Consider the following 12,655-nt stretch of genomic DNA (forward strand, 5'->3'; position numbering starts at 1 on the left):
GATCGCATTCGTCGAATAGGCGGCGGATTCGGGCCCCCAACGGCAGTCGGGAGCGTGGTGACGATCCCCCACGCACGGGCATTCCTGAGGAGAGTCGACCCGGATGGGTGCTTGCAGCAACTCCCCTGCGCTCGAGCGTGAGGGCTGGCATCAACGACCACGGTCGAGAGGCCCCAGCAGGACCCGAGAATGGCCCTACACGGCAGGTTGAATCAGCTTCTCGACCTTGCGGTGCGGAGCCTGACGGATGTTCGGATTCCAGAACATCTCGTCGGCAAGATTCTCGTCGGCGATCCAGCGACGTTCGCCGGAGTGCCAGAACTCGGGTACGACATCGAAGTTCTCACGCGGGTCGCTGGCAGCACGAATCACGAGCGCGGGGCTCGACTCGTGATTCAGCCAGTAGTACACAGCGGCGATCGTATCTCGATAGCTTCCCGGCATCGGAATGCTATCGAGCGATCGGCAAAGCGTGCCGGGACGAACCGCGCCACGACCCGTGGGGGTCTTCTCCACGGCTGCGAGGCCCGGCGCCAGCCGTGGCGAACGTTGGCGGGGCGACAAAACCCGGACGCGGTACCGACGCCTCAGCGTGACAGGCCTTGGTCGCGCGCCGCTCCCAGCTGCTCGGCGTCCGCTGGGTCGATATCGACGACACGAACGGTGTCGTGGCGTGATAGGAAAGGTCCCGCGGGTCAACGGCGTCGGCCTCGTGAGGGTCGACGCCACGAAAACCGAGGCCGGCCGGCGAATGATCCCTCTCCCCGGTTCGCCCCGGACATGCTGAAGCGGCGGGCCGACGAGCCACAGATCGGGACGCTCGGCGTCGTGTTCTCGTCGACCGCAGGAACGCTGCGTGACCCCAACAACTTCGAGCTGTGGCGGCCCGTGCGCGACGAGCTCGGCGTCAGCGACACGAGGACGCACTCGTTCCGAAAGACGGTCGCCACCCTCATCGACGACGAGGGTCTGTCTGCACGGATCGGCGCCGGCCACCTCGGACACCAGCACGTGTCGATGACGCAGGACCGGTACATGACCCGCGGCCGGCAGCACTCCGAGGTCGCTGCACTCCTGGATCGCGCCATAAACGATGGATGCCTGATCTCGCGTCTGCGAAAACAGGCTATGACGTGGGGCGGGCGGGGCTCGAACCCGCGACCTACGGATTATGAGTCCGCGGCTCTAACCGACTGAGCTACCGCCCCCTGGCCGAGAAACCGGCACGCACATGCTAGCCGAGCGCGACCGTGCAACGAACAGGGGACGGCCCCTCGACAACGGCACGCGCGTGCACCGACGATCGCTAGTCTCGAAGCCATGGCCCGTCGGAGTGCATCCCGTTCCCTGCTCGAGATCGTGGTGACGCTCGTCGTCGTCGTACTGCTCGCCTTCGTGCTGCAGACCTTCGTCGCCCGGCCCTACGTCATCCCGTCGGAGTCGATGGAACCGACGCTCCACGGCTGCCCCGGCTGCACCAACGACCGCATCATCGCCGAGAAGCTCACCTACTACGTACGCGAACCGCGGATCGGTGACGTCGTGGTGTTCCGGGGACCGCCGTCGTGGAACGAGGGGTATCAGTCGATTCGCTCCGACAACGCGGTGCGGAGGGCGCTCGAGAACGCCGCTGCCACGGTCGGTCTCGCGCCGCCCGACGAGAACAACCTCGTCAAGCGGGTCGTCGCCACAGGCGGTCAGACCGTGGCGTGCTGTGACGTCCAGGGCCGTGTGACGGTCGACGGCCTCGCCCTGGACGAGCCGTACGTCGTCCACGACTTCCCGTGGAATCCGGGCGGCGAGAACGCGTCGTACCCGGTGGGACGCGCGTTCGGCCCGATCACCGTCCCCGACGGGCACCTCTGGATGATGGGCGACAACCGCAGCAACTCGAAGGACTCGCGCTTCTACGTCGGCGACGAGACCAACGGGACGGTGTCCGTCGACGACGTGCGGGGCCGCGCGGTCGCGGTGTTCTGGCCGATCAACCGCGCCGGCCCGATCGACTGACCACCGCGTCACCCGACTGACCACCGCGTCACCGGGGATGCGGCGTCTCGCCTCGCGACAGCATCGCGACGAGTTTCGCGAGGCGGCGCGCCCTGACGGTCTCGTTCGGCGCGGTGAGGACGCGGTGCAGCACGGCGTACCTGTTGCGGGAGTCGAGGGTCGCGAACAGCTCCGCGGCGGCGGTGTCGGCATCGAGCGCTGCAGCGAGATCGGGTGGCACCTCGGCTCCGCTGGGACCGGCGTAGGCGCGCTCCCAGCGGCCGTCCGCCTTCGCGGCGTCGATCTCCGCGTGCCCGCGCGGTCGCATCCGGTCTTCCGCGAACAACCGTGCCGTGTACTCGACGTTGCGCTGTGACCAGATCGACCGTGCACGCCGTGGGGTGAAGCGCTGCCGGAAGGTCGTGGCGTCGAGCGATTTTCGCTGCCCGTCGATCCATCCGCTGCACAGCGCCTCATCGAGCGCCTCGGCGTACGACAGCGAGGTGGGCGAGATCGTCCCCTTCTTCGCGAGCATCAACCACACGCCGTCCGACGTCTCCTCGTTCAGGTCCAACCATGCCCGCCACGCGACCGTGTCCGCGAGGACGAGTGGATCGACATCGTCACCAGCCATGTGCTCGTTGTACTCCCCGCCACCGACAGCGCGAGGAGATACTGCGGCCATCCTCGCTGTGTCCGTCTCGGTCCGTGCGTCGGACCCTTACGCCAGAATCCCCCTTACGCCGGAGTCGACGGTCGGCGCGGATGCTCACCCGGCTACCCGCCCGGTCGGCCCTCCACCGACTCACGGCACACGAACGGACGACAGGACGGACATGCCCGACTTCATGCGAGAGAACTACGACATCGCCGGCACTGCGGCCACCGGTGCCGTGCTGTGGTCACTGCACGCTCCCTGGCCGTTGTGGCTGGTGTGGTGCGGAATCATCGCTTTCATCGTGTACGACCGCACGGCGGCCGCTCGACAGAACCGCGACCACGGCGAACCCGCCGGCCGTGACAATCCGTGACAAAAAGTTGGAGTCGTCGTGAAACGACAGAAGCCCCGGACCGCGTTTCCGCTGTTCCAGGGCTTCTGTTGCGCTCCCCCGGCTGGACTCGAACCAGCAACCGTCCGATTAACAGTCGGAAGCTCTGCCAATTGAGCTACAGGGGAATGCTCCGCACGCTCACCTCTCGGCGGCGCCTGAAAAACTGTAGCGCATAGCCCCACCCCTTCACCAAATCCGCTGGTCGACGCAGCGCCGGGGCGAGTCGGACAGGGCGCACGGAATCAGGCAGGATGGACGGGCACGCTCGTTCGGAGAGTGCGACGACAGCGGAGGGTGAACACATGATGCGGTTGTTGATCGGTGTCGCCGCGGGGTACGTGCTGGGGACCCGCGCCGGGCGCGCCCGCTACGAGCAGATCTCCCGCGGGGCGAAGGCGATCGCGACGAGTCCGGCCACCAAGAAGGTCGTGGAGATCTCGCGCGCGAAGCTCTCGGAGTCGCTCGATCCGCGCCCGAAGCTCGAACCGCTGAAGCCGGTCGACGAGCAGACGACGATCATGGTTCCGCAGGATCAGCTGCGCAAACGGCGGGGACGCGGCTAGCGCCGACTAACCCGCGAGGCCGCCCTGCGTGTCGCCGATCGCCTGATCGAGCAGGCTGCGCCGGTACTGCTCGAGAGCGACGAGGTCGCCGAGCAGCGAATGGAACTCGTCGGATTCGGTCGCGGGCGAGACGCGCTGCAGGCGGGATTTGAGGTCGGCGACCTGCTCCCCGACCCACACCTCCTGCAGCCGCGCGATCACGCCGGTGATGTACCGCGGGATCCTGTCCTCGTCCGCCGGGATCTCCTCCACGGCGAGTTCGGAGACGAGCGACTGCGCCGTCGGATCGGTCAGCGTGCGCCCGACGGCGTCGACCCACTCTCCGCCGCCGAGCCCGCAACTCGCGCCGCCCGCCTCGCTCATCGCGCCGCGGATGGCCGCGTACGCGGGATGCGTGAACGTCTCCGGCGGCAGCGAATCGAACACCGTCCCCGCGATCGCGGGATACTGCAACGCCGACTTGAGCGCCTCGCGCTGCGGCCACAGCACCGGATCGCGCGGACGTGGCCGGGCGAGGCCGACCGGGCGCTCCGCCTCCTCGCCCTCGCCGCCGCGACGCTTGGGTGCGATCTCGACGGGCGTTCGCGCGGCGCGACGTGCCTCTTCGCGCACACGGGTGCGCACCTGCCCGATGTTGTTCCAGCCGACTCGCTCGGCGAGTTGCACGGCGTAGTTGTCGCGCAGCGTCGACTCCTTGATCCGCGCGACGACGGGCACCGCACGACGCAGCGCCTCGGCCCTGCCCTCGGCCGTCTCCAGATCATGTTCCGCGAGAATCGCTTTCACGACGAACTGGAACATGGGAATCCGACGCGCGACGAGATCGCGCACGGCGGCGTCGCCCTGGTCCTGCCGCAGCTCGCACGGGTCCATTCCGTCGGGCGCGATGCAGACGAACGACTTGCCCGCGATCTTCTGATCGCCGTCGAAGGCCTTCATCGCTGCGGCCTGACCGGCGGCGTCGCCGTCGAAGGTGTAGATGATCTCGCCACGAAAGTAGCTGTCGTCCATGAGGAGTCGTCGCAGCATCGACAGATGCTCGTCGCCGAACGCCGTGCCGCACGACGCGACGGCGGTGCGCACGCCGGCGAGATGCATCGCCATGACGTCGGTGTAGCCCTCGACGACGACGGCCTGATGCCCCTTCGCGATCTCACGCTTGGCGAGGTCGAGCCCGAACAGCACCTCCGACTTGCGGTAGAGGATCGTCTCCGGAGTGTTGAGGTACTTGGCGCTCATCTGATCGTCGTCGTGGATCCGCCGCGCCCCGAACCCGATGACGTCGCCCGCCAGGTTGCGGATCGGCCACAGCAACCTGCGATGGAACCGGTCGATCGGCCCGCGCCTGCCCTCCTTGGACAGCCCGGCAGCTATCAGTTCCTTCTCCTCGAAGCCGCGGCCACGCAGATGCTTGGTGAGGGTGTCCCAGCCGCCCGGCGCGTAGCCGCAGCCGAACATCTGCCACGCGGCCTCGTCGAAGTTGCGTTCGGTGAGGTAGTCGCGCGCGGCCTGCGCCTCGGGCGAACGCAGCCGCTCGGCGTAGAACTCCTGCGCTGCGGCATTGGCGGCGACCAGCCTGGCCCGCGTCCCGCGGTCCTTCCTGACGGCCGCTCCCCCGCCACCTTCGTAGCTGATGGAGTAGCCGATCCGCTCGGCCATCTGCTCGACGGCCTCGACGAACCCGATGTGGTCGATCTTCTGCAGGAAGGCGTAGACGTCGCCGCCCTCGCCGCAGCCGAAGCAGTGGAAGTGGCCGTGATTGGGGCGGACGTGGAACGACGGCGACTTCTCGTCGTGGAACGGGCACAGCCCCTTCATCGAGTCGGCCCCGGCGCGCTTGAGCGCCACGTACTCGCCGACGACGTCTTCTATCCGGGTGCGCTCACGAATCGCCGCGATGTCTCGATCGGGGATTCTGCCTGCCACCCGGACAGTGTACGTCGCATGCGGCGATGCCGACCCCGGGTCGCGCTCAGCAGGTGGAGGGCGCCGGGACGCCCGCGATCCGGTCGCCGAGGTAGCCGAACGCCGCCGGGCCGCCCGCGACGATCGCGGTCCCGTGATCGGCTCCGGGGAAGGAGTCGAATCTCACCGGCGTCCCGCCCGCGCAGAACTTCCCCACGGCGTCGCGGACGGGCCCGATCGTCACGAGCGGGTCCGCATCGCCGTGCCACACGTACAGCGGGATCCGGGGCGGCGGCGCGAACGTCACACTGTTCTCGTTCATGACGCTCCGAACCTCCGGATCGTCGAAGATGCCGGGCCTCGTCGTCAGCTCGTCGATACTGCGGCCGGACCCTGCGGCGAGGATGTCGTCGGTGCACAGGTTCGCCATCCGGTCACGCAGTGCGAGTCCGTCCGGGTTGAGAACGTCGCCGAGCGGGCTCCGGGTCGGGTACTCGCGTTCGAGCCCGATCGCGGCGGCGAATCCGAGGCCGAATGCGGGCGACGGCGTGCCGCCGAGGCGGTCGGCGAGCTCACCGAGGTCGACGGGCGTTCCGCCGACCGCCGCGCCGACGAGCGGCAGGTCCGGTGCGTGTTCGGGGGCGAGCGACGCGGCCCACGCCGTCGCCATCGCGCCGCCCGAGTATCCCGCCATCGCGACGGGTCCGCCGGCCGCGGCCTCGGGAACGTCGCGCACAGCACGGATTCCGTCGAGAACGAGTCTGCCACCGAGCTGCGCCGCGCCGTACGCGCTCGTCGGGCCGAGGTGATCGGGCACCGCGACGGCCCAGCCGCGCGCGAGCATTCCCGCGAGCAGCGGCGTCTCCTGCAGGCCACCTGTCGCAACCGAATGCGATGGAGCGCACTGCATCCCGAGCGAGTTGACGAACGGCTGATACGACACGAGCGGCTTCGCGCCGCCACCGGGCGGAGTGAGCACCGTCGTCATCGCGGCGATCGGCGCGCCCGCCGAATCGGTCGACTTGTACCGCACCTGCCATGCACTCGCACCCGGGAACGCGGGCGCCGCGACCGGCCTGACCCCCAGCACGGCGCCGTCGGGCGTCGAGGACTCCGCGCCGCCGTAGTAGAACGGATCGCCGTCGGCAACGGGCTGCACGGGCGCCGCCGAGGCGGTGGGCACCGTGAGCAACGCGGCGGCGGCGAGCGCCGCTGCGGCGACGGCGAATCGGGCTCGTGACGCACGAAGCGATCGCGTGCTCGGTCTCATGGGGCTCCTCGGCGGAAGGTCGGGCATCCGGTCGACCGCACGATTGTCACCCAGGGGTTCTCGCAGCACCGGGGAATGAGACAGAACTCGGTGCAGTCCCGGCTAACCCCACCCGGCCTGCGCGCCGAGGCTCGCCTTGTCGATGCGCTCGAGTCGGCTCTCGGTGTAGGACGCGATCTGATCGACGACGACGCGCGACCGCTCGGCGTCCGACGTCGCGGATTCCCACGCGGGCAACACGAGTGGGTCGAGACCCGACGGCGCCGTCGCGAGCAGCCACTGAGCGACGCGATGGATTCGTTCGCGCTGCCGTAGCTGCCGCGCCCGATGCCCGGGATCGGACATCACGTAGTACAGCGCGACCGTCTTGAGCAGCGCCACCTCGGCGGCAACGGCAGCGGGGACGTCGAGTTCGGCGTCGTACCGGCGCAACGGCGACGTGCCGAACCGTCGCCGCGTTCCCGCGATCGCGGCCGTCGCGAACCGCCCGACGAGTTCGCTCGTGAGTCGTTTGAGCGCAACCGAACTCGTGAGCGTGCCGTCGTAGTGGCCGACATCGGCAACGACCGGTAGCTGCGACAGCCGAGTCGCGGCGTCGACGAGTTCGTCCTCGTCCAGACCGCGGAACTCGGCCGCGCCCCGTTCCGCGAGCGCGCGCCGTTCGGTCGGCGCGTCGAGCGAACGCAGGTCGATCCGGCCCGCGATCACGCCGTCTTCGAGATCGTGGACCGAATACGCGACGTCGTCCGCCCAGTCCATGACCTGCGCCTCGAGGCACCGGACGCGGTCGGGCGCGCCGTCGCGAATCCACGCGAGGACGCCGGCGTCGTCGTCGTAGGCGCCGAACTTCGCGCCCGGCTCGGGCCGCGTCCACGGGTACTTCGTCGCGGCGTCGAGCGAGGCCCGTGCGAGATTGAGCCCCACGCTGCGCCCGTCGGCGTCGACGACCTTCGGTTCGAGGCGCGTGAGGATCCGCAGATTCTGCGCATTGCCCTCGAATCCCCCGCACGACGCCGCGACCTCGTCGAGCGCGCGTTCGCCGTTGTGGCCGTAGGGCGGGTGCCCGATGTCGTGGGCGAGGCCCGCGAGGTCGACGAGATCCGGATCGCAGCCGAGCCCGTCGGCGATACCGCGACCGATCTGTGCGACCTCGATCGAATGGGTCAGCCGGGTGCGCGGGGTGTCGCCGTCGCGCGGACCGACGACCTGGGTCTTGTCGGCGAGCCTGCGCAGCGCGGCCGAGTGCAGCACCCGGGCGCGGTCGCGTGAGAAGACGCTGCGCCGCTCGTCGCCGTCCTCCGACGTCCCCGGCAGCGCAGCGCGTTTCGGCGATTCGGTGACGCGGCGCGCGCAGTCGTGCGGCGAGTACTCGGCGCGCATCGTCACTGCCCCGCGGTGTACGGGAAGTCGGCCGAGAAGTGGGTGAGCTGATACCACAGCAGCGCACCGGTCTCGCGGGTGATGCCGTGGAACTGCGACTCACGGGTGAAGACGGCCGGCCCCTGCCGCGTCGGCGACGTCCACGCGTCGAGACCGGCGTCGCGCGCCATGGTGCGGGTGCGCAGCGAATGCCACGGATCGCTGACGAGCACGGCGGAGTGCCAGCCGGCGCCCTCCATCGTGTCGGCGACCGACTCGATGCTGCGCAGCGTGTCCGAGCCCTCCTCGACGGGGACGATCGCGTCTGCCGGGACCCCCTGGTCCGTGAGATACGCCTTGCCGGACGCGGCCTCGGTGAAGAGATCGCCCTCCTGCTTGCCGCCGACCGTGACGATGCGCGGGGCGACCCCCTCCTCGTACAGCTTGCGGGCCTGCTCGAGGCGCGCCTCGAAGACCGACGACGGCGTGCCCGAGTACTGCGCCGCGCCGAGCACGACGATGGCGTCGGCACTCGTGCGGTCGTCGATCCGCGCGACCTGCCACACCCGCACCGCGGTCCCGAGCCCGACGGCGAGGCCGACGAGGATCGTGCCGACGATCAACCGCCGCGTCCAACGTCCGACACCCGCGACGAAACCGCTCCGCACGGGACGTGCGGGCTGCGGTCGTGCGGGGTCGCCCAGCACACTCGTGGAACTCACCCGCTCGATTCTGCCAGCAGCGACCGATCCGCACCGCGCTCGACTCGCCCCGGCCGCCCTCGACTCGGCGGGGGCACCACCGGACGGCGCACGATAGATTCGTCGGCATGGGGCCGCACGCGAGACCAGGGACCGTGACCGTACGCAGGACCGTGAGCGGACGGGGGGTGCGCGCGCTCGCGGTGGTGCTGTTCGCGCTGTGCGCGGCGCTCTGGGCGCCTGCTGCCGCCGTCGCCGAACAACCGCAGCGGCTGCCCGGCCAGATCACCGATCTCGCGGGTGCGCTCGACGCCGGCCAGACGGCGGACGTGCAGGCCGCGTTCGATCAGCTCTTCGACGAGCACGGCGTGCGGATGTGGGTCGTGTACGTCACCGACTTCGACGGGGTTCCGGCGGAGACCTGGGGCAACCAGACCTACGCGCAGTCCTCCCTCGACGAGACCCGTGACGGCCTGCTCGCCGTCGCGACGATGGACCGCGCGTACTACTTCACGACGCCGAGCACCGGCGGGATCGGCCAGGCGGACGCCGACGAGATCCGTCACGACGCGATCGAACCCGCGCTGGGTGCCGGCGACTGGGCCGGTGGCGCGATCGCGGCGGCGGGTGGCGTCGCCGACGCCGCCGGTGGAGGCGGGGGCGGCATGTCCGTCGGGACGATGGTCGTGGGCGTCGGTGTCGGCGTCGCCGCGATCGGTGGCTTCACCCTGTACTCGCGGCGCCGCAAGACGCGGCTGGATCAGAAGCAGGTGGAGGCCGCCCGCACCGTCGACCCCGAGGACACCGCGACGCTCGCGACGCTGCCGTTGCCCGCGCTCGACGAACGTGCCCGCGAGTCGCTCGTCGAGGCCGACGAGGCGGTGCGGGCGAGCGCCGACGAACTCGACATCGCCCGCGGGGAGTTCGGTGACGACGCGACCGCGCAGTTCGCCGCCGCTCTCGCGAAGGCGCGCCGCACGCTCGGCGCCGCGTTCGAGCTGCGGCAACGGCTCGACGACGCGATCCCCGAGACGCCCCAGCAGCGGCGCGAGATGCTCATCGAGATCATCTCGTCGTGCGGCCGTGCCGACCGCGAACTCGACGAGAAGGTCGACAAGTGGGACGCGATGCGCAATCTCCTCATCACCGCCGACGAGCACATCGAGACGCTCACGCAGCGCGTCGTCGCGGTGAGCGCGCGGTTGCCGGAGTCGGAGGCGACGCTGACCCGGCTGCGGACGGAGTTCCCCGGTGACGTGCTCAGCTCGATCGACGACAATGTCGACCTCGCCCGCGGGCGCCTGGAGTTCGCCGAGGAGTCGGTGGAGCAGGCGCGCGAGGCCGTCGCGCAGCGTGTCGGGCAGCAGGGCGCGGCCGTCGTTGCCATCCGGGCCGCCGAGAGCGCGCTGACCCAGGCCGATTCACTGCTCGACGCGGTGGATCACGCGCAGAACGACATTCGCCGAGCGATCGGGACGCTGCCCGACGCGATGGACGATCTGCAGCAGGGCGTCACCGCAGCCGGGACGTTCGACGGCCGGCCCGGCGTCGGCGGGCAGGGTGCCGCCGCCCTCACCACCGCGCGCCGCGAGGCCGAGGACGCACTGGCCTACGCCGAGGCGAACAAGGAGTCCGATCCGCTGACGAGCGCGCGCCGCGTCGCCGAGGCGGATGCCGCGCTCGACGCCGCACTCGAGCAGGTGGAGCAGGCGTCCGAGCGCGCCGAGCAAGCGCGTAAGCGGCTCGATCACGACCTGCTCACCGCCGAGTCGCAGGTGACGGCTGCCGCCGACTTCATCTCGACGCGGCGCGGTGCGGTGGGCCCGAATCCCCGGACCCGGCTCACCGAGGCACAGCGTCACCTGGATGCCGCGAAGGCGGCGCGCGAGTCCGATCCGGCGACGTCCCTCCAGCACGCACAGTCCGCGATCTCGCTCGGCCACCGGGCACTGATGGAGGCGCAGGCGGATGTCGCCGAGTGGAACCGCCGCAACCGCCCGCCCACGAGCGGACATCACCGTGGCGGCGGCTCCAACGCGGGCGCGGTACTGGGCGGCATCGTGATCGGCAGCATCCTGCGCGGTGGCGGTGGTGGCGGCTTCGGCGGGGGCGGCCCGCGCTCGTTCGGCGGATCCGGCAGCTCGGGCCGCGTCGGCGGCGGCGGCCGCTTCTAGGCGGCTCCGCCGCTTGTGCGTGAGTTTCCGGCCCCCAGGCCGGAAACTCACGCACAAGCGCTACGCGCCTACCAGGTGCTGGGCGAGGTAGCCCTCGACCTTGTCGAGCGCGATGCGCTCCTGCGACATCGTGTCGCGTTCACGCACCGTGACGGCCTGGTCCTCGAGCGTGTCGAAGTCGACCGTGATGCAGAACGGCGTACCGATCTCGTCCTGACGGCGGTAACGGCGGCCGATCGCCCCCGCGTCGTCGAACTCGATGTTCCAGTTCTGCCGCAGCTGCTGCGCGAGGTCGCGCGCCTTCGGCGACAGATCGGCGTTGCGCGAGAGCGGCAGCACCGCGGCCTTGACGGGCGCGAGACGACGATCGAGCCGCAGCACGGTGCGCTTGTCGACGCCGCCCTTCGCGTTGGGTGCCTCGTCCTCGTGGTACGAGTCGACGAGGAACGCCATGAGCGAACGCGTCAGGCCCGCAGCGGGCTCGATGACGTACGGCGTGTAGCGCTCACCGGTCGTCTGATCGAAGTAGTTCAGCTCGACGCCCGAGTGCTTCGAGTGCGTCGAGAGGTCGAAGTCGGTCCGGTTCGCGACGCCCTCGAGCTCGCCCCACTCGCTGCCCTGGAACTCGAAGCGGTACTCGATGTCGACGGTGCGCTTGGAGTAGTGCGAGAGCTTCTCGGCGGGGTGCTCGAACAGCCGCAGGTTCTCGGGCGTGATGCCCAGGCCCGTGTACCAGTCCATCCGGTAGTCGATCCAGTACTGGTGCCACTTCTCGTCCTCGCCGGGCTTGACGAAGAACTCCATCTCCATCTGCTCGAACTCGCGGGTGCGGAAGATGAAGTTGCCGGGCGTGATCTCGTTGCGGAAGCTCTTGCCGATCTGGCCGATGCCGAACGGCGGCTTCTTGCGCGCCGTCGTGAGGACGTTCGCGAAGTTGACGAAGATGCCCTGCGCGGTCTCGGGACGCAGGTAGTGCAGCCCCTCCTCGCTCTCGACGGGACCGAGGAAGGTCTTGAGCATCATGTTGAAGTCGCGCGGCTCGGTCCACTGACCGGTGGTGCCGCAGTTGGAGCACGTGATGAGGTCCATCGTGACCGCATCCGGGTCGTCGAGCCCCTTCTTGGCGGCGTATGCCTCCTGCATGTGGTCCTGGCGGAACCGGTGATGACAGTGCAAGCACTCGACGAGCGGGTCGTTGAAGACGCCGACGTGCCCGGACGCCACCCACACCTCGCGCGGCAGGATCACCGACGAGTCGAGGCCGACGACGTCGTCGCGGCTGGTGACCATGTTCCGCCACCACTGCTTCTTGATGTTGTCCTTGAGCTCGACACCGAGTGGCCCGTAGTCCCAGGCGGACTTCGTACCTCCGTAGATCTCGCCGCACGGGTAGACCAGCCCGCGACGCTTCGCGAGGTTGACGACGGAATCGATCTTCGACTTGGGTGCCACTCGGGTGCTCTCCATCTGGGTGAGTAGATGCACGGTGCTCGTGCGCGATACGTCGGTCCTCGAACTGCCCGAGGACCGACTCCAGCCTATCTGCCACCCCCCGGCCGACCCCAAGTCGCGGCGAGCGCACGCGTTTGACATGCGTCGTCGCGCATACAACAATGGAAACGATTTGCATTAAGCGAGGCAG

Annotated in this window: 11 protein-coding genes and 2 tRNA genes; 4 read left to right on the forward strand and 9 right to left on the reverse strand. The window is 69.6% G+C overall.

From position 1 onward, the window contains the following. Nucleotides 1-195: 195 nt before the first annotated feature. Both RR1_RS08750 and RR1_RS08760 read right to left on the reverse strand, forming a co-directional pair. Nucleotides 196-516: a hypothetical protein gene (locus tag RR1_RS08750; RefSeq protein ID WP_143153776.1), complete on the reverse strand. Its 321-nt coding sequence runs from the start codon at nucleotides 514-516 to the stop codon at nucleotides 196-198. A gap of 618 nt (nucleotides 517-1,134) precedes the next feature. After that, nucleotides 1,135-1,208, reverse strand: a tRNA-Ile gene (locus RR1_RS08760). A 112-nt stretch (nucleotides 1,209-1,320) separates the two neighbouring features. Between RR1_RS08760 and lepB the strand changes: the two genes are divergently transcribed. After that, on the forward strand, nucleotides 1,321-2,010 hold the full coding sequence (gene lepB, locus RR1_RS08765) for a signal peptidase I (protein ID WP_010838927.1): 690 nt from the start codon (nucleotides 1,321-1,323) through the stop codon (nucleotides 2,008-2,010). Nucleotides 2,011-2,038: 28 nt separating this feature from the next. On the opposite strand, the gene RR1_RS08770 is transcribed toward lepB, so the two are convergent. Next, complete coding sequence (locus RR1_RS08770; protein WP_040774003.1) at nucleotides 2,039-2,623, reverse strand: YdeI/OmpD-associated family protein; 585 nt, start codon at nucleotides 2,621-2,623, stop codon at nucleotides 2,039-2,041. Between the two features lie 202 nt (nucleotides 2,624-2,825). Here RR1_RS08770 and RR1_RS08775 point away from each other — a divergent pair, with 202 nt between their 5' ends. Next, complete coding sequence (locus RR1_RS08775; RefSeq protein WP_010838929.1) at nucleotides 2,826-3,020, forward strand: hypothetical protein; 195 nt, start codon at nucleotides 2,826-2,828, stop codon at nucleotides 3,018-3,020. A gap of 73 nt (nucleotides 3,021-3,093) precedes the next feature. Here the strand turns inward: RR1_RS08775 and RR1_RS08780 are convergent. Then, nucleotides 3,094-3,166, reverse strand: a tRNA-Asn gene (locus RR1_RS08780). Nucleotides 3,167-3,343: 177 nt separating this feature from the next. Between RR1_RS08780 and RR1_RS08785 the strand changes: the two genes are divergently transcribed. Beyond that, a complete protein-coding gene (locus RR1_RS08785; RefSeq protein ID WP_040774006.1) occupies nucleotides 3,344-3,604 on the forward strand; it encodes a hypothetical protein in 261 nt (86 codons plus the stop codon). Nucleotides 3,605-3,610: 6 nt separating this feature from the next. Here the strand turns inward: RR1_RS08785 and dnaG are convergent, their stop codons facing one another. From dnaG to RR1_RS08805, 4 genes are all read right to left on the reverse strand, one after another. Next, nucleotides 3,611-5,530 (reverse strand): DNA primase, encoded by a 1,920-nt coding sequence (gene dnaG / locus RR1_RS08790; protein WP_010838931.1) that lies wholly within the window; start codon nucleotides 5,528-5,530, stop codon nucleotides 3,611-3,613. Between the two features lie 46 nt (nucleotides 5,531-5,576). Continuing rightward, nucleotides 5,577-6,779 (reverse strand): lipase family protein, encoded by a 1,203-nt coding sequence (locus tag RR1_RS08795; protein WP_040774009.1) that lies wholly within the window; start codon nucleotides 6,777-6,779, stop codon nucleotides 5,577-5,579. Between the two features lie 102 nt (nucleotides 6,780-6,881). Next, nucleotides 6,882-8,159 (reverse strand): deoxyguanosinetriphosphate triphosphohydrolase, encoded by a 1,278-nt coding sequence (locus tag RR1_RS08800; protein WP_040774020.1) that lies wholly within the window; start codon nucleotides 8,157-8,159, stop codon nucleotides 6,882-6,884. Between the two features lie 2 nt (nucleotides 8,160-8,161). After that, nucleotides 8,162-8,842, reverse strand: coding sequence for a YdcF family protein (locus tag RR1_RS08805; protein ID WP_051111233.1), 681 nt, complete (start codon nucleotides 8,840-8,842; stop codon nucleotides 8,162-8,164). A gap of 125 nt (nucleotides 8,843-8,967) precedes the next feature. On the opposite strand from RR1_RS08805, the gene RR1_RS23025 reads away from it, so the two are divergent. Beyond that, on the forward strand, nucleotides 8,968-11,013 hold the full coding sequence (locus tag RR1_RS23025; protein WP_040774015.1) for a TPM domain-containing protein: 2,046 nt from the start codon (nucleotides 8,968-8,970) through the stop codon (nucleotides 11,011-11,013). A 60-nt stretch (nucleotides 11,014-11,073) separates the two neighbouring features. Here the strand turns inward: RR1_RS23025 and RR1_RS08815 are convergent, their stop codons facing one another. Next, nucleotides 11,074-12,465, reverse strand: coding sequence for a glycine--tRNA ligase (locus RR1_RS08815; protein ID WP_040774023.1), 1,392 nt, complete (start codon nucleotides 12,463-12,465; stop codon nucleotides 11,074-11,076). Nucleotides 12,466-12,655: the final 190 nt, after the last annotated feature.

The organism is Rhodococcus rhodnii NBRC 100604 (genome assembly GCF_001894925.1).
In the GTDB taxonomy this organism is placed as follows: Bacteria; Actinomycetota; Actinomycetes; order Mycobacteriales; family Mycobacteriaceae; genus Rhodococcus_F; species Rhodococcus_F rhodnii.